The 17,061-nt window shown below is 65.1% G+C and carries 18 protein-coding genes and 1 pseudogene; 15 read left to right on the plus strand and 4 right to left on the minus strand.

Translation table 11 applies throughout. From position 1 onward, the window contains the following. Positions 1 to 189: 189 nt before the first annotated feature. Positions 190 to 804: a M15 family metallopeptidase gene (locus A5745_RS01695; protein WP_139329400.1), complete on the minus strand. Its 615-nt coding sequence runs from the start codon at positions 802 to 804 to the stop codon at positions 190 to 192. 126 nt (positions 805 to 930) lie between these two features. Here A5745_RS01695 and A5745_RS01700 point away from each other — a divergent pair, with 126 nt between their 5' ends. After that, a complete protein-coding gene (locus A5745_RS01700) occupies positions 931 to 2,427 on the plus strand; it encodes a serine hydrolase (RefSeq protein ID WP_076114878.1) in 1,497 nt (498 codons plus the stop codon). Here A5745_RS01700 and A5745_RS01705 read toward each other — a convergent pair. Together A5745_RS01705 and A5745_RS01710 are read right to left on the minus strand one after the other, a co-directional pair. Further along, positions 2,424 to 3,578 carry a 1,4-beta-xylanase gene (locus tag A5745_RS01705; RefSeq protein WP_076059377.1) on the minus strand — a complete coding sequence of 385 codons (1,155 nt, stop codon included), beginning with the start codon at positions 3,576 to 3,578 and terminating at the stop codon, positions 2,424 to 2,426. The genes A5745_RS01700 and A5745_RS01705 overlap by 4 nt on opposite strands. A gap of 131 nt (positions 3,579 to 3,709) precedes the next feature. Further along, positions 3,710 to 4,201: a TM2 domain-containing protein gene (locus tag A5745_RS01710; RefSeq protein ID WP_076114917.1), complete on the minus strand. Its 492-nt coding sequence runs from the start codon at positions 4,199 to 4,201 to the stop codon at positions 3,710 to 3,712. A 196-nt stretch (positions 4,202 to 4,397) separates the two neighbouring features. Between A5745_RS01710 and A5745_RS01715 the strand changes: the two genes are divergently transcribed. The 7 genes from A5745_RS01715 to A5745_RS24165 all read left to right on the plus strand — a co-directional run bounded on the left by A5745_RS01715 (position 4,398) and on the right by A5745_RS24165 (position 9,769). After that, positions 4,398 to 4,784, plus strand: coding sequence for a DUF2237 family protein (locus tag A5745_RS01715; protein ID WP_076059379.1), 387 nt, complete (start codon positions 4,398 to 4,400; stop codon positions 4,782 to 4,784). A 21-nt stretch (positions 4,785 to 4,805) separates the two neighbouring features. After that, a complete protein-coding gene (locus A5745_RS01720; protein ID WP_076114879.1) occupies positions 4,806 to 6,074 on the plus strand; it encodes a sulfotransferase in 1,269 nt (422 codons plus the stop codon). Positions 6,075 to 6,088: 14 nt separating this feature from the next. Continuing rightward, positions 6,089 to 7,327, plus strand: a complete 1,239-nt coding sequence (locus A5745_RS01725; RefSeq protein ID WP_076114880.1) for an MBL fold metallo-hydrolase — start codon at positions 6,089 to 6,091, stop codon at positions 7,325 to 7,327. After that, a complete protein-coding gene (locus A5745_RS01730) occupies positions 7,324 to 8,073 on the plus strand; it encodes an SDR family NAD(P)-dependent oxidoreductase (RefSeq protein WP_076059385.1) in 750 nt (249 codons plus the stop codon). The genes A5745_RS01725 and A5745_RS01730 overlap by 4 nt, the downstream gene beginning before the upstream one ends. A gap of 16 nt (positions 8,074 to 8,089) precedes the next feature. Further along, on the plus strand, positions 8,090 to 8,569 hold the full coding sequence (locus A5745_RS01735; protein ID WP_076114881.1) for a VOC family protein: 480 nt from the start codon (positions 8,090 to 8,092) through the stop codon (positions 8,567 to 8,569). 10 nt (positions 8,570 to 8,579) lie between these two features. Further along, entirely contained in the window at positions 8,580 to 9,527 is a 948-nt protein-coding gene (locus A5745_RS01740) for an LLM class flavin-dependent oxidoreductase (protein WP_076114882.1), read from the plus strand. Between the two features lie 86 nt (positions 9,528 to 9,613). After that, positions 9,614 to 9,769, plus strand: a complete 156-nt coding sequence (locus tag A5745_RS24165; RefSeq protein WP_139329394.1) for a hypothetical protein — start codon at positions 9,614 to 9,616, stop codon at positions 9,767 to 9,769. Positions 9,770 to 9,836: 67 nt separating this feature from the next. On the opposite strand, the gene A5745_RS01745 is transcribed toward A5745_RS24165, so the two are convergent. Further along, entirely contained in the window at positions 9,837 to 11,246 is a 1,410-nt protein-coding gene (locus A5745_RS01745; RefSeq protein ID WP_076114883.1) for an aldehyde dehydrogenase, read from the minus strand. Positions 11,247 to 11,339: 93 nt separating this feature from the next. Here A5745_RS01745 and A5745_RS01750 point away from each other — a divergent pair, with 93 nt between their 5' ends. The 7 genes and pseudogenes from A5745_RS01750 to A5745_RS01780 all read left to right on the plus strand — a co-directional run bounded on the left by A5745_RS01750 (position 11,340) and on the right by A5745_RS01780 (position 17,061). Beyond that, positions 11,340 to 12,608, plus strand: coding sequence for an aromatic ring-hydroxylating dioxygenase subunit alpha (locus A5745_RS01750; RefSeq protein ID WP_076114884.1), 1,269 nt, complete (start codon positions 11,340 to 11,342; stop codon positions 12,606 to 12,608). Then, on the plus strand, positions 12,605 to 12,943 hold the full coding sequence (locus A5745_RS01755) for a hypothetical protein (protein WP_139329395.1): 339 nt from the start codon (positions 12,605 to 12,607) through the stop codon (positions 12,941 to 12,943). The genes A5745_RS01750 and A5745_RS01755 overlap by 4 nt, the downstream gene beginning before the upstream one ends. Beyond that, a complete protein-coding gene (locus tag A5745_RS01760) occupies positions 12,940 to 14,193 on the plus strand; it encodes an amidohydrolase family protein (protein ID WP_076114885.1) in 1,254 nt (417 codons plus the stop codon). Before A5745_RS01755 ends, A5745_RS01760 begins: the two co-directional genes overlap by 4 nt. An 18-nt stretch (positions 14,194 to 14,211) precedes the next feature. Next, positions 14,212 to 14,664, plus strand: coding sequence for a MarR family winged helix-turn-helix transcriptional regulator (locus A5745_RS01765; protein ID WP_076059395.1), 453 nt, complete (start codon positions 14,212 to 14,214; stop codon positions 14,662 to 14,664). Between the two features lie 99 nt (positions 14,665 to 14,763). After that, a pseudogene (locus A5745_RS01770) lies at positions 14,764 to 15,030 on the plus strand (2Fe-2S iron-sulfur cluster-binding protein); the annotation flags it as partial. After that, entirely contained in the window at positions 15,027 to 15,770 is a 744-nt protein-coding gene (locus A5745_RS01775; RefSeq protein WP_076114886.1) for an SDR family NAD(P)-dependent oxidoreductase, read from the plus strand. The pseudogene A5745_RS01770 and the gene A5745_RS01775, both read left to right, overlap by 4 nt. Before the next feature lie 22 nt (positions 15,771 to 15,792). Next, positions 15,793 to 17,061 (plus strand): aromatic ring-hydroxylating dioxygenase subunit alpha, encoded by a 1,269-nt coding sequence (locus A5745_RS01780; RefSeq protein WP_076114887.1) that lies wholly within the window; start codon positions 15,793 to 15,795, stop codon positions 17,059 to 17,061.

The raw sequence follows: 17,061 nt of genomic DNA on the forward strand, positions 1-17,061 counted from the left end.
CGTGCTCGCACACGCACGCCCCCCGCCAGCTCTTCGACCCCCGCATGCAGTTTCACCACCCCCACCTCCCGCGCCGCCGCCCCCCCCCCCCCCGCCCGCCTATTACGGCCCGCGACCATACGTCTCGATCGGCATCTGCGCGCCCATACCGTTTGTATCTATCTGCGCCGGTATCTGAGCCGGCGTAATTCATCCTGAAGGCAGCTCGAAGTGCTGGTAGTCGAGGGGACTCGACCAATGGCCGCCCCAGCTCCAGCCACGGTCCGTGAAGACGCGTACGGCCGAGTCGCCGTCGTGTAAGAGCCCCGGGTCGGTGCGGCCGCGATCCAGATACGGCGCCGCATTCCGCGGTTCGAATGCGCCGCTCGCGTAGACGCACGGATTGAGAAGCGGATTGACGTCGATGGCCCGGCCGTAGGCGTGTTGAGACCATTCGCTGGATCCCGGGATGCCTCGGCAGTTGAATGCCGAAGTGTTGTCGTCCTCCATGGATAGCTCGTCGTCGGCGCCCGGATAGTGGTCGACGGTGCGGATTTTCTCTATGGGAAGGCGCAGGCGGTAAAGCTGCTCGAAGATCGCGATGACCTGTGGCACCAGGTCTTCGTGCACGATCAGCTCGCCGCGGTGGGTCTGGCCGTCGAAACCGATATGGGCGACGCCGACCCGCCGCAGCCGCGCGGGTTCGACCGGACAACCCGGCCGCCAGCTCGCACCGAGTTCCGCGGCAGTCACCGGCTGGACCGTCGCATCGGCGTGTGCCGGCGGGGCCGCGCCGCACGGCAACGGCATGACACCGGCCGCCATCGCGCTCACCAGCACGGCAATCCGCCGCCTGTGAGACGTCAACTGGGATGAGTCCTCACGCTTGCAAGTCTGCCGCATCGTTGTTCGCTCTCCCGACTTCCAAGCCGACGACCTACGCTTGGCCATATGCCCGGCAAGGCATCGGTGCGAACGGCCATTGTTGCCGGAATTCTCATCTTGATACTGGCTGTGCCCTCCTCGCGCGGCTACATGGCGCGCCTAGCGGTAGGCGAGGACGCGCAGGCCACACAGCCAACGCGGGCGACGCAGCCAACGCAGGCGACGCAGCCGCCGCAACCGACGCAGGCGACGGAGCCACCGCAAGCCGTGCCGCCGCCGGATGCGACGCCCGCGGGGGACTTCGCAGCCGTCACCAAGCTGATGAACGATGCGGTTGCCGCGAACAGGCTGCCGGGCGCCGTGGTGATTATCGGGCACGGCGGACGGGTCGTCTTCCATCAGGCTTTTGGCTCGCGCAAGCTTGCGGGAGAACACGGACTCGACGGATCGCCCGCACCCGCAGAGCCGATGACCGAGGACACGATCTTCGACTTGGCGTCGTTGACAAAGTGCCTCGCGACGGCCGTCGCCGTCATGCAGCTCTACGAACAAGGCAAGGTCGGGTTCGACGATCCGGTCCAGAACTATTTGCCCGAATTCAACGCGGCCAACGACCCACAGCGTGCCAAGGTGACGCTTCGCATGTTGCTGACGAACACGTCGGGCGAACCGATAGATGTAAACCTAGGCGATCCGTGGGGACTGGACCGCCCCGACAAGACGGAGGGCATTCGTCGTGCGCTCACCACGCCGCTCCAGTCGGGTCCCGGTGACGTGTTCCGCTACTCCGACATCAACTTCCTCCTGCTCGGCGCTCTGCTCGAAAAGGTCTCAGGCCAGGCGGAAGACGTCTACGTAGAGCAAAACGTATTCGCGGCGCTGGGCATGGAGGACACCCGCTACCTTCCGCCGGCCAGTCTCTTGCCGCGCATCGCACCGACGGCGCTCGACGAGGAAAACAGGGCCGATCCGAGCAAGAATCCCGATTACGGTCACCTGCTTCGCGGCACCGTGCACGACCCGACGGCGCGGCGCATGGGCGGAGTGGCCGGGAACGCCGGCGTCTTCGCGACGGCGCACGACGTCGCGATCTACGCGCAGGCCCTGCTTGATCGACTTGCGGGCCGCCCCAGCAGCTTTCCGCTGCAGCAAGCGACGCTCGAGATGATGACGACGCCACAGCAGCCCGGGCATAGCGCCCGACAACTTCAAGTGGCGAACGATGCGGCCCGCAGGGCCATCGCTCCGAGCTATCCCGCGATCAACGGACAGAACCTATTCGGCTTCGGCTGGGACATCGACACTCCCTTTTCCAGACCGCGCGGCTCGATCTTTCCCGTTGGCAGCTTTGGCAATACGGGGTTCACCGGAACCACGCTGTGGCTGGATCCGGAATCGGATACCTACGTCATCCTGCTCTCGAACTCGATCCATGTGCGCGGTAGCCCACCGATCTCGGATCTGCGCGGCGAAGTGGCCACAGCGGCCGCCCGGGGGTTGGGGCTGTACGGAAGCGCCCCGTCGTCATCGACGCCGGCTTCGAAACCCGTTCGGCAGCACTAGCCCTGGGCGCCGGTCAGCCCGCGAACTGCCTGAATCTCGCTGTCCCGGTACGGCCGTCCATCGGGCAGCACCAAGTCGTGGAACCACACCTTCGGCGGTGCCGTGTACGGGTGATCCCACGAGTCCCACGGAAAGTAGGTCTGGGTCTTTCCGGCGACCAGGCCCCAGTTGAACGCGCCGACGTTGTGGCGTTTCGCCACGGGCAATATCGACTCAATGGTGCTGCCCTGGGGCCGTGCCATGTACTCGGTGCAAATGATCGGCCGCCCCAGGGGTGCAAGCTCGTTGATCCGGGACTCGAAGCCCGCGGGCTCGGCATACGAGTGGAACGTGATCACGTCGGCGTTGTCCAGTTGCGTGGCGCTGATCGCGCTGCGCCCCGCCGGCTCGCCCCAGTCACCGCGCCACACACCGCTCGTCAGCGGTTGGCTCGGATCGACCGCACGTGCCCACAGGAACACCTGGGGGAGCAGCTCTGCCACGCGGTCCAGCTTGTCCGGGCGCTCGACCTTGCTGTACACCTTCGCCGGATTGTCGGGCTCGTTCCACAGGTCCCAGCCCAAAACCCGGTCGTCGGTGCGGAATTGGGTCAGCACCCCGGTGACGTAGTCACGCAGGACCCGGGCGTACCCGGGATCGCCGAGGCGCTCGGCTCCCGGACTCTGCACCCATCCGGAGTTGTGCACACCGGGCCGCGGCGCGTGTTGCGGACCAACTCGGGGCAACGGATCCCAGCACGAGTCGAAGAAGACGAATAACGGCTTAATGCGGTGGCGCGCCGCGATATTGACGAACTGCGCCAGACGCATCAGGAAGCCGCGGGCGTCCTGCGCCCAGAGCTGATCGTGGAGGAAGACCCGCACACTGTTGAGTCCGGCCGCGCGGGCCCAGCCGAGTTCGGTGTCGATGCGCCGGGGATCGTAGGTGCCGGGTTGAAACATCTCGAGCTGGTTGATGGCGTTCGAGGTGATGAAATTCGCTCCGACAAGCCAACCTTGGGCCTGGTACCAGCGATTGGCGCGTTCGGCCGACCACCGGGTTATCTCCCCGGAAGAGCGGGGCGCTGGTTCCGCGGAAACGCGGGGTGCGTGGGCCAGTGCACTGCCTGCTGCCAACATCAGCGGAAGCTTCAACACCGTACGGCGATACACGAATTGACGATAAGTGGGTCGGGGCCCCGTCCCCGGTATTTACTTAGCGCGTCGCGATACGTTTTGCTGAAAATCGTTATTTCATTGTCATCAAGCGGTGTTGAGCGGGCTTGTCCAGTCGATGACATCCTCTAGCGGAGCTTGCGGCCGTAGTTGTCTCTGACGCTTCCGGTGAACATCATGATCGCGTCGACGAGGGCCCAGATGCCCGAAGCGAGTAGGACCGGGAAGCCGAAAAGGCAGAACAGCGTGAAGACGAATCCGAAGATGCCCAAACACAACTGAGCGATCGCGATCTGAGTCGAGTCGATATAGAACCGGCCGACCCCGAACACCCCCAGGAACAACTGCAGGAGACCGGCCGTGGTGGCGGACTTGTCCGACAGCGGGACCCCGGTGGCGGGGTCACGACCAAACGGCGCCTGGGGATCGACGTTCCCCGCGTAGCCGGGGTAGGGGGGCGGGTACGGCTGCGGCTGCGGATAGCCCGGTTGGTACCCCGGTTGGCCCGGATATCCGGGCGGCGGAGGGATTTGGGGATTCTGCTGCGGACCATAGCCCTGCGGCTGCCACCCCTGGGGTGGCTCGTCGGAGGGGTTTCCGGGTGGGTTCGGGCTCGCCATCCCAAGAACATAGCCCACGCAGGCCGTCGTCAGCTCCGGCAAACGGCCGAAGCTGGCCACAGTGTGCGCAGCCGGGCTCAGCGGTCGCGGCGGCAACTGCCGCAAGCCTGATCGGCGCGATCCGGCGGGCAGTTTTTCGCGGCGTGGATGGCGCATTTCCCGCAAACTTCGCGCCCGGGAGCGCGATACTGAGCAAGTGCCTGATCGCAATGTGCTGGGCGGGCCGCTGGAACCGTGCGGTACCGACCCACTGACTGGTTTCTATCGCGACGGTTGCTGCTCGTCCGGGCCCGAAGACCGGGGCCGGCACACTATCTGTGCCGTGATGACTGCCGAATTCCTGGAGCATCAGCGTTCCATCGGCAATGACTTGTTGACGCCGGTGCCCGAGTACCGGTTCCCCGGCCTGCTGCCCGGCGATCGCTGGTGCGTCACTGCCCTGAACTGGCTTCGGGCCCATCAAGACGGTTGCGCCGCCCCCGTGGTCTTGGCGTCGACTCACGAGCGCACACTGGAGGTCGTGCCTCTCGAGGCGCTGAAGGAACACAAAGTCGACGTTCCCGACGACCTGGCTAACTTGTAGAGCCCGCTAGGAGGCGCTCGCATGGGCTTTGCGGGCCCCGACATCGCGGATATCGACTTCGACGACCTGACGGCGCCCAGGCTCACCGATGTGCAGCGCCAGATTCTGGAATTCACCGAGGCCAAGCGCGTCGACTTCGACATCGAGCGGATGCGGGCCGAGGCCGTCGAGCGGGCCGGTGTCGGCGACCTGGACGACACGGACGGCTTCGGTGACCGCCTGCGCGCACACGTGGCCGCGATCGAAGCCGACGAGGGCCTGCGCGAGCTGACGCGTTCCTCACTGCGCCAACGGGTCGTTCGCCTGCTGCGCAACCGGCTGTCGTTGACCGAACTCCTCAAGCGTTATCCCGAGATCGAGACGATCCCGATCGAGAAACCGTTCATCGTCGTCGGGATGCCGCGATCGGGCACCACGCATCTGGTCAATCTCGTTGCGGCCGACCCGCGCCGACGCGCGCTGCCGTATTGGGAAAGCCAGGAGCCGATACCCGCGCGCGGCGAAGGACCCGACATTTTCGGGGTCGACCCGCGCTACGCGCGGGCCAAGTCCGAACACGACGCACTCATGGCCAGCGCCCCGGTGGTGGCCGCCATGCACGACCGGTTTCCCGAGGCGATCGAGGAGGAGGTCGAGCTCCTCGACCTCGATCTGGCCGCGTATGTACTGGAATGGCATGCGCGCGTTCCCGATTGGCGCGACTACTACCTGGCGCTCGACCAGACGCGGCACTACGCCTACATGAAGAAAGTGTTGCAGTCGTTGACCTTCCTGCGCGGCCCCCGGACATGGATCCTCAAAAGCCCGCAGCACTGCGAGCAGCTCGGTCCGCTGATGGCGACATTTCCCGACGCGACGGTGGCGTTCACGCACCGCGATCCCGTCGCGGTGATCCAATCGGCGATCACGATGATGGCCTACTCCGACCGATTGCGCCGGAACAGCATCGACCCGGGCTGGCTACTGGACTACTGGAGCGACCGCGTGCACCGGCTGCTCAGCGCGTGCGTGCGCGACCGCGACCTGGTGCCCGCCGATCGCAGCCTCGACATCAGCTTCCACCATCTCAACGGCAACGAAATGCCGCTGCTCGACGAGCTTTACCGCCGCGGCAACGTGGAATTGACCCCGAAGGTGCGCGAACGATTCCAGCGCTACCTGGACGCCAATCCGCGCGGAAAGCACGGCCGCATCCGCTACGACCTGCAACGCCACTTCGGAATCTCGGCCGACGAACTCCGTGGGCGGTTCAACTTCTATTTCGATAGATTCGACGTCCGCCCCGAATGAAGGAGCCAACAGCGATGCCCGGACCGGTCTATCGCAACAGGCCCGGTGCCGAGGCCATGCGCCCGGCGTCAGCCGAACAAGCCGAGCAGCTCGCCCCGGGGCTCTGGTGCTCGCCGGGTCTGTCCAATGCGTACTTGCTGACCACGGCCGACGGCCGGGTGATCGTCAACACCGGGATGGGCTTCGAGGGGCCGGTGCACCGCGCGAACTTCGACGCCGTGGACTCCTCGCCGGTGCGCTACATCATCTTCACCCAGGGCCATGTGGACCACGTTGGCGGCCTGGACAGCGTCCGTGACGAGGACACAACGGTTGTCGCCCAAGCCAATTGGACCGCCTGGCGGGACGACAACGAACGGCTGATCCCCTACCGCGCCAGCCGCAGCGCGTTCGCCTTCAAAGACACGCTGGCGTCCGGCATCCGGGCGATACAACGGCGCCTCGGAACCAAGCACCTGCCCGGCCAGAGTGTTCCCACCGTCGACCTCGACTTCGATGACACCCTCACCCTCGAGGTGGGCGGGCGGCGGCTGGAGCTCATCTCGGTGCCCGGCGGCGAGACCACCGACTCGCTGGTGGTGTGGTTGCCCGACGAGCGAATTTGCTTGTGCGGAAACACCTTCGGTCCGGTCTTCGGGCACATCCCCAACCTGGTCACCATGCGAGGCGACCGCTACCGCGACGCCCTGACCGCCATCGCATCGGTCGAGCGAGTGCGCGACCTGCGGCCCGAGCTGCTGGTTACCGGTCACTTCGCACCGATCGCGGGCGCCGATCTGATCGAAGCCGAGCTCACCCGGCTGCGCGACGCCATCCGGTACGTGCACGACGCGACTGTGGCCGGGATGAACGCCGGCAAGGACGTCCAGACCCTGATGCGCGAGATCATGCTGCCCGCGGAATACGAAGTGGGACAAGGCTATGGCAAGGTCGCCTGGGATGTCCGGGCGATCTGGGAGAACTACTCGGGCTGGTTCCATCACCGCTCGACCACCGAGCTCTACCCGGTCGGCTTCGATGCCGTGGCCGCCGACGTGGTCGAACTGGCCGGCGCCAAGGCCCTCGTGGATCACGCCCGGGAGCATCTTGCCGCGAGCCGCCCCCTGCACGCCATCCATCTCGCCGAGCTCGTCTCGTCGAATGATCCCGCGGCCCGGGCGGTACTGCGGGAGGCACACGAACTCCTGCTCGCGGACAGCACCAATTTCTGGGAACGAGCCTGGCTCTCCGAACAAATAGCGAGGAACTCATGACGGCCCGTGTGGGCTTCGACTTCACCGGCACGACCGCGTTGATCACCGGCGGCACCAGCGGGATCGGGCACGCCACCGCGGTGCTGTTCCGGGATGCCGGAGCCGAGGTCACCATCACCGGCACCAAAGCGGCGGCGGCGGACTATGACGCCGACCTGGCCGGCATGGCCTACCGCCCGCTACAGATCACCGACCATGATTCCGTGGACGCGCTGGCCGGCAGCTTCAGCAGGCTCGACGTTCTGGTCAACAACGCCGGCGCGAATTTCCCAGGCGGCCTGGACGAATCGAAGCCGGAGGGTTTCGAGGCGTCGGTGAGCCTCAACCTCGTTGGGCCGTACCGGCTTACGGTGGGGCTGTACCGTGCCTTGAGGGCATCGACGGCGGCGGGAGGCGCCAGCGTGGTCAATCTGGCATCGATGTCTGCGCTGCGGGCGGTTCCCTTGGTGCCCGGCTACGGCGCCGCGAAGGCCGGGATCGTCGATATCACCAGGAACCTCGCGGTCAAGTGGGCCACCAAGGGAATCCGGGTGAATGCCGTGGCACCGGGAACCATCGACACGCCGATGACCGCGCCCATGCACGCCGCGGCGGACATCGTGGATTCCGAGCTGGCTCATATCCCGTTGCGCCGCTTCGGGTCCGTCACGGAGATCGCTCCCACGATCGCATTTCTGTGCACCGAGCAGAGCAGCTACACCAGCGGCGCAGTCTTCGTCGTCGACGGCGCGTCGGACTGCGTCTGAGATTAAGGACAAGACCATGGCACTCGCGCTTCGACCCGAGGACTTCTACCACACCGGCATCGTCGTGCCCGACCTCGAAGCCGCGATGGCCCGGCTCAGCGCGCTGGCCGGCTACCGATGGATCACGCCGCTCACCTACACGCTGCCCTTCCGCACCGCGACCGAAACACGGGAACTCACCTCGACATTCGTCTACTCCCTGCAGAGCCCGCACCTCGAACTCATCCAAGAGGTCCCCAATAGCCCGTGGAAGGCGGCGCCCGGCAACTCCGCTCATCACCTCGGCTACTTCACCGACGACCTCGCCGGCAGCGCCGAGATGCTGGAGGCCAACGGCTTCACCTTCGAAGCCACCGCCGACGTCTCACCCCCGAGCCTGGCGCTGTTCGCGTACTACGTCGACGCCTTCGGTACCCGCATCGAAATCGTCGACCGCGCACTCTTTCCCGACTTCGCCGCGTTCCTGCAGTCGGCGGTGGCGCCGGTCCAGGGCTGAGGGTCGAAACATGGTGCTGACCGTGCTGCGCTTCAACTTCGCCGCGCCGCAGGGCGAACCGAAGACGCAGAGCAAGATCTTGTCCGCCGCGCTCGAACTGGCGCAGTGGGGCGAATCCCACGGCATCACCACGGTCAGCGTCGACGAGCACCACGCGACCGGCCACGGGTGGAGCTGCAATCCGATCATGGCGGCGGCGATGTTCTTGGCGCGAACGACGACCCTGATCGCCAGCGTTGACTGCGCGCTCGGCCCGCTGTGGAACCCGGTCCGGCTGGCCGAGGACATCGCGCTGGTCGACAACATGAGCCGAGGACGGCTGCACACCACGGTGGGATTGGGCTACCGGACCGTCGAATACGACGCGCTGGCGGTGGATTTCGGTCGGCGGGGCGAGCTGATGGACGGCCTGATCGAGCGAATGCTGTCGGTATGGGCTGATATTGGCACGTGGACCCGGCCGCACCCACCGCTGTATGTCGGTGGGGGCGCGCGTGCCACCGCGCGGCGGGCCGCGCGTTTCCGGCTGCCGCTCAGTCTGGCCGACCACCTGCCCGACATCGCCGCCTACTACCGCGAGCTGTGTTCCGAGGTCGGCCTTACGCCATTCGTCATCATGCCCGGGCCGATCAATCGCGGCATGATCTACCTGCACGAGGATCCGGACCGGGCGTGGGCGGAACTCGGTGAGCACATCCTCTGGGAGGCAGTCACTTACGGCGAATGGGCAACCGACCATCGTTCACTCATGCACCTGCCGGGAGTCCGGACGCTGGACGAGGTGAAGGCATCGGGACGATACCGATTCCTGACTCCCGAGCAGCTCATCGCCGAAGTCCGCGAGACCGAGCATTACGGGCCGTTGGTGATGCATCCGCTGGTCGGCGGCATGCCTGTCGACGAAGCATGGAAGTCGGTCCAGCTCCTCACCGACGTGGTCCTGCCCGCGCTCGGCTGAGTCTTCCTCGCGATTGAAGCCCTCCGGGGCGGGTACTCGGGCATTTCGGGCTAATTCAACGTGCGCGTAATGGAGAGGAGTGTGCTGTGATCATCTTGGGCATCATTCTCTTGATCATCGGTTACTTCACGAGCCTGTCAATCCTGTACACGATCGGCGCAATCCTGGTGGTCATCGGTGTGATCTTGTGGATCCTCGGCGCGGTTGGGCGCCCGGTGGCCGGCCGAAAGGTCTGGTTCTAAGGCTGGTTGGTCCGACTGCTGCCAGGACGCTCAACCCGCGCTCCGTGAAACCTGTCAATCGGTGCTGTCACGCTCCAGGTGAGACCGCGATGGATTTGGCATCGAGATAGGCGTCAAGGCCTTCCGGACCCAGTTCGCGACCGTAACCGCTGGCTTTGACGCCGCCGAATGGCGCAAAGGGATCCATGGTGTAGCCCGCATTGATTCCGAAGGTGCCGGTGCGGATGCGCGTGGCGATGCCCAGGGCTCGATCGGTGTCAGCAGTCCACACCGAACCGGCAAGGCCGTAGTCGGAGTCGTTGGCAATGGCCACCGCATCGTCCTCGTCGCGATATGGGATGACGGTGATCACCGGCCCGAAGATCTCCTCTTGCGCAATGCGCATAGTGTTCTCTGCGTCGGCGAAGAGGGTGGGTTGGACGTACCAGCCGCGCTCGAGGCCGTCGGGCATGTCGGTGCCGCCGATTACGAGTCGCGCGCCTTCGCGTTGACCTATCTTGATGTAGTCGCGGACACGCTGCTGCTGGCGGTGCGAAACCAGCGGGCCGAGCTGGGTGTCGGGATCGCTCGGATCGCCGACCCGCAAGCCGGCCATTTCGGATGCAAGCGCATCGACATACTCATCATGTCGTGGGGCGGGTACCAGAACGCGGGTCAACGCGTTGCAGATCTGGCCGCTGTTGGACAGGCTGGCCGATCGCACTCCGGCGGCGACCTTCTCGGGTGCGGCGTCATTGAGGACGATCGCGGCCGACTTGCCGCCGAGTTCGAGGCTTACCTTGGTCAGGTTGGCCGCACAAGCCGCGGCGACCGCCCGGCCCGCCGACGTAGAGCCGGTGAACGAGACCTTGTCGACTTTTGCGTGGGAGACGAGGGCTTCACCGACCGCGGCGCCACCCGGCAGCACGGTGACGACGCCCTGCGGCAGGTCGATTTGGTCGATCATCTCAGCCAAAAGCAGTGCATCCAAGGGAGATTCGGGGGCGGGCTTGAGCACGACGGTGCAGCCGGCGAGGAGTGCCGGCACCAGTTTGGCGACGATGAGGAATTGGGGCATGTTCCAAGGGACAATCGCGGCGACGACGCCAACGGGCTCCTTGCGGACCTGCACATCGGCGCCGAAGAAGCCGGGCCGGGCCTCCTGCCAGCGGTATCGATCGGCGAGGTCGCAGAACGCGCGCATCATCATTGCGGGCAGGCCGACTTGGGCGCGCTTCGCAAAGGTGATGGGGGCGCCAATCTCCGCGGTGATGGTGTTGGCCATTTCGGTGCGGCGCTGGTCGTAGACGTCGCCGAGCCTGCGGATCGCGGCGACGCGCTCCGCAGGCTCGGAGCGGCCCCAGGGACCAGAGTCAAAGGCCGACCGGGCGGCATCGACGGCGGCGTCGACTTCGTCCGGCCCCGCCGCTGCGACCTCGGCGATGGGTTGTTCAGTGTGCGGTGAGATGACTTCCAAAGCCTCCGCCTGCGACCGCATTGTGCGCCTCCCTTGTATGCGCAATATCAACTACTTGCGATTCGAGTCTCGAGCATATACCGTCGGCCCGACGGACTTAGGACAGGAGCGGTTATGGCTCGATTCCCCAAGCCCTCGGAAGGCAGCTGGACGCAGCATTACCCGGAGTTGGGCACTGGGCCGGTGTCCTACGAGGACTCCATCAACCCCGAGATATACGAACTGGAGCGCGAGGCGATCTTCAAACGCGCCTGGCTGAATGTGGGCCGGGTCGAACAGCTTCCCCGTAAGGGCAGCTACTTCACCAAGGAGCTCAAGGTGGCCAACACCTCGATCATCTTGGTGCGCACCGCATCTGGAGAGGTCAAGGCCTATCACAACGTCTGCCGGCATCGCGGCAACAAACTGGTGTGGAACGACATGCCACTGGAGGAGACCAGCGGCGTGTGCCGCCAGTTCACTTGCAAGTACCACGCCTGGCGTTACGACCTCGACGGCAACCTGACCTTCGTGCAACAGGAGGAGGAGTTTTTCGATCTCGACAAGAGCCGCTACGGGCTGGTGTCGGTGCACTGCGATGTCTGGGAAGGATTTATCTTCGTCAACTTCGCCAAGAAACCCGACCAGTCGCTGCGCGAGTTTCTGGGGCCGATGGTGACGGATCTCGAGGGCTACCCGTTCGGCAAGCTGACCTCGCGCTGGTGCTATCGCTCGCGGGTGAAAGCGAACTGGAAGCTGTACATGGACGCGTTCCAGGAGTTCTATCACGCCCCGGTGCTGCATGCGAACCAGTCGCCTACGGCCTATTCGAAGGCGGCCGCCGAGGCTGGTTTTGAGGCCCCGCATTATCGCCTGGACGGCCCCCACCGGTTGGTCAGCACGTCGGGGGTGCGGGCCTGGGAGATGTCTGAGGAGATGCGCAAGCCGATCGAGGACATCTGCCAGAGCGGACTGTTCGGGCCTTGGGAGAAGCCGGATTTGGGGGAGATGCCCGTGGGCCTGAATCCCGCGAAATGTGATCCGTGGGGCCTGGATTCGTTCCAGTTGTTCCCCAACTTCGTCGTGCTGTTCTGGGGCCAGGGCTGGTATCTGACCTACCACTATTGGCCGACTTCCTACAACAGCCATGTCTTCGAGGGCACACTGTATTTCCCCGAGCCGCGCACCCCGCGCGACCGCGTGGCTCAGGAACTCGCAGCGGTGACGTTCAAGGAATACGGGCTGCAGGACGCCAACACTCTGGAGGCGACCCAGAGCATGATCGAGTCGCGCGCAATCGACAAGTTCCTACTCAACGACCAGGAAATCCTGCTGCGCCATTTGCACAAGGAGACCGCGGCCTGGATCGACGAGTACCGCCGCACGGTCAAGGCGGGAGCATGAATACGATGCGCGCTTTGCTGCCAACCGAATTCGCCGACCTCGAGCCCTTCACCGAGTGGTGCCTGGCCACCGAACCGGAACGCTACGCCAAGCGGCTGGCGAGCACGATGATCGAAATGAAGGCCTTTTACGACGCGATCACCCCGCGAGCCGAGGAGGCCCTCGCCTACTGCGACAAGTTTCCCCTCGACGACCTGCCCGAGGACGTGCTGAATCTGATGCACCTGCTGTATTCGATGATTATGGTGTCGTTTCCGGTGGAGTGCTGGAAGCAGCCTCGCGTACCCGATTCCGGTGCTTCCACCCTGGACTGCGTATCCGAGCCCGTGCCGTGACCGGTGTGACCGTCCTGCGGGCGGCCCGCTGGGCCGACGTCGACGCCGGACAGGTTTGCTCACCGGCCGTTGTGGTGGTCGACGGGCAGCGCATTGCCGCGGTCAATCCCGAAGGGCCGCTGCCGGATTCGGCTACGGTCGTCGACCTCGGCGACGTCACGCTGCTGCCGGGCCTGATGGACATGGAACTCAATCTGCTCATCGGTGGGCCTGGCGGGCCCGAGGGCCTGCCGGCGCCGATGCACGGAGTTCAGGACGACCCGGCCTATCGCACACTGCGCGGCGCGGTCAACGCGCGCACCACACTTGAGGCCGGATTCACCACCGTGCGCAACCTCGGGCTCATGGTCAAGACCGGGGGCTACCTGCTCGACGTCGCGCTACAACGGGCCATCGACCAGGGCTGGCACGCGGGCCCTCGTATCTTTCCCGCGGGCCATGCCGTCACCCCCTACGGGGGCCACCTGGACCCCACAGTGTTTCAGCGGCTGGCGCCGGGAATCATGCCGCTGTCGGTCGCGGAGGGCATCGCCAACGGTGTACCCGACGTCATCGCATGCGTGCGTTACCAGATTCGCCACGGCGCCAAGCTCATTAAGGTCTCGGCATCGGGCGGTGTCATGTCGCACAGCACCGCTCCCGGCGCCCAGCAGTATTCCGATGCGGAGTTCGCCGCGATCGCCGACGAGGCCCACCGCGCCGGCGTCCGGGTGGCCGCGCACGCCGTCGGCGACTCCGCGATCCAAGCGTGCATTCGCGCCGGGATCGACTGCATCGAGCACGGGTTTCTGGCCACCGACGAGACAATCCAGATGATGGTCGATAACGGCACCTTCCTGGTTTCCACCACCTATCTCACCGAGGCGATGGCCATCGACCGGATCGCGCCTGAACTGCGCAGGAAGGCGGAGGAGGTGTTCCCTCGCGCAAAGTCAATGTTGCCCAAGGCGATCGCCGCCGGGGTGCGTATCGCATGTGGCACCGACGCACCGGCTATCCCGCACGGCGACAACGCCAGGGAGCTGGAGGCGCTAGTGGCGCGCGGCATGACGCCCATGCAGGCAATCCGCGCGGCTACGGTGGTGGCCGCCGAACTTGTCGAGGCCGATCACGAGTTGGGCCGCCTCAAACCCGGCTACCTCGCCGACATCATCGCCGTGCCCGGGGACCCCTCCCGCGACATCGCCACCACACTCGAGGTCTCGTTCGTCATGAAGGATGGACACATCTACAAGTCGCTGTCGGCCTGACCGGGCGAGGAGAAGAGAATGGAACTCACCGAAAACATCCTTTGGCTGCTCAAGCAAGCCTTTTACTTCTCGCTCACCAGCGTGAATGACGCGATCAGTAGCCACGGAGTCAGCACGGCTCAGATCGGCGTGCTGCGCCAACTCTCCAACGAACCCGGCCTGTCCGGCGCCGAACTCGCCCGGCGTCTGCTGATCAGCCCCCAGGGTGTTCAGCTGGCGCTCACCACGCTCGAACGCCGCGGCCTGGTTGAGCGAAAGCAAGACCCAGAGCACAAGCGAATTCTGCAGGCTTACCTCACCGACGCGGGGCGTGACGTCGTGGCCATCGTGCTCAGCGACGCCATGGCCGCTCACGAGAAGGTGTTCGGCGTCCTCAACGTCGAGGAACAAGAGACTTTGCGTGAACTGCTGAGCCGTGTGGTCGAAAAGGGCACCGGCCACGAGCTCTTCAAAGACCACATCGAAAACTGATCCGGTATATCTAGTACTTGAGATCAATCGCAAGTAGTTGATACTCTTTCCCGGATGAATGATCCCGCTCCGACACTTGCTGACGATGTCGTCACCGAAGAGGTGACCATCGAGCTTGATCGGCGCACCACCAAGGCGCATTACTCACCCGGGGACACCTTGCTGCAGACGGCCCGCATGGCGGGTCTGAGCCCACCGTCATCATGTGAGATCGGTTCCTGCGGAACATGTATGGCCCGCTTGACCGAGGGCAGCGCCCGGATGATCAACAACGACGCACTTGAGGACGACGAGCTAGACGAGGGGTGGGTGCTGACTTGTCAGGCTCTACCAACCAGTCGCACCGTACGGGTGGTGTACGAATGAACAGGGTTGCGGTGGTGACCGGCGGCGCCTCGGGCATGGGCGAGGCGACCTGTCACGAACTGGGCCGGCGGGGCCGCAAGATCGGGGTCCTAGACGTCAACGAGCAGGCGGCCCAACGCGTCACCGAAGATCTTCGCGCGGAGGGGATCACCGCCGTCGGCGTCGGCGCCGACGTCACCGACCGAGCCGCCGTTGAGCAGGCGTTCGCGAAGGTGCGCAGCGAACTGGGTCCGATCTCGGTGCTGGTGACCAGCGCGGGAATGTTCGGGCATTCGCCGTTCACCGACATCACCCCCGAATCCTGGTCGAAAATCATCGACGTCAACCTGACGGGCACCTTCCACTGCTGCCAGGTCGCGATCCCGGACATGGTCGCCGCGAAATGGGGCCGGATCGTGATGATCTCATCGTCCAGCGCCCAGCGCGGATCGCCGTTCGCCGCCCACTACGCGGCGTCCAAGGGCGCGGTCATCACCCTCACCAAGTCGCTGGCCCGCGAGTACGCGGCCCACGGGATCACCGTCAACAACATCCCGCCATCGGGCATCGAGACACCAATGCAGCACCAGGCGCAGGCCGCGGGACTTGTGAAGTCCAACGAGGAGATCGCCCGGAACATCCCGGTGGGGCATCTGGGCACCGGTGCCGACATCGCCGCGGCGGTCGGTTTCCTGTGTTCGGACGAGGCGGGCTTCATCACCGGCCAGGTGCTGGGTGTCAACGGCGGAGCGGTGATGTGACTGTGCGACAAGGAGGTTCACGATGACGCGATCCGGTAGGCCCTCGGAGGGCTCCTGGACCGAGCACTATCCCGAACTCGGGACCGGCCCCGTATCGTTCCGCGATTCGACGTCGCCGGAGTTCTTCGAGCTGGAACGTGAAGCGGTATTCAAACGGGCGTGGCTGAACGTAGCCCGTATCGAGGAACTGCCTCGCGTCGGCAGTTATGTCACCAAGGAGATCGAGGTCGCCCGGGTTTCGGTCATCCTCGTCAAAGGTCGCGACGAACGCATTCGCGCCTTCTACAACGTCTGCCGCCATCGCGGAAATAAGCTGGTGTGGAACGACTTTCCCGGCGAGGCAGTCCAGGGGACGTGCCGCCAATTCACCTGCAAGTATCACGGCTGGCGCTACGGCCTTGACGGTGCGCTGACGTTCGTGCAGCAGCCCTCGGAGTTCTTCGACCTCGACACGACCGACTACGGACTGAAGCCGGTGCACTGCGACGTGTGGAATGGGTTCATTTTCATCAACTTTGATGCCGAGCCGCGCCAGAGCCTGCGCGAGTTCCTCGGCCCGATGATCACCGGCCTGGACGACTACCCGTTCGGGAAGCTGACCGAACGTTACGAGTGGGTCGCGCACAACAACAGCAACTGGAAAATCTTCGCCGACGCGTTCCAGGAGTACTACCACGTGCCCTCGCTGCACCCGCAGCAGGTGCCCTCAGCGGTGCGCGACCCGAACGCCGGATTCACCTGCGGGCACTTCCAACTCGACGGCCCCCACCGGCTGGTGTCGACCGCGGGACGGCGTCGCTGGCTGCTGCCGCCCGAGTGCATGTATCCGATCGAGCGGGCCACCCAAAGCGGGCTCGTCGGCCCGTGGCGCACCCCGGACATCGGCGAGCTGCCGGCCGGGCTGAATCCCGGTGGCATTGAGCCGTGGGGAATCAGCAATTTTCAGATATTCCCGAATACCGAGATATTGATCTACGGCGGCTGGTATCTGCTGTATCGGTACTGGCCCACCTCCTACAACACCCACCGGTTTGAGGCCTACACGTACTTTCACCCGGCCCGCACGGTGCGGGAGCGCATCGAACACGAAGTCGCCGCGGTGGTGCTCAAGGAGTTCGCCCTGCAGGACGCCGGCATGCTCGGTGGCACGCAGGCGGCGCTGGAGTACGGCATCGTCGACGGGTTCCCGCTCAACGACCAGGAAATCCTGGTGCGCCACCTGCACAAGGTCATCGTCGATTGGGTCGACGCATACCAGCGCGAAAACACCGCGGCACCGGCGGGAGTGTGA

It is taken from the genome of Mycobacterium sp. IS-2888, from assembly GCF_001954215.1.
In the GTDB taxonomy this organism is placed as follows: domain Bacteria; phylum Actinomycetota; class Actinomycetes; order Mycobacteriales; family Mycobacteriaceae; genus Mycobacterium.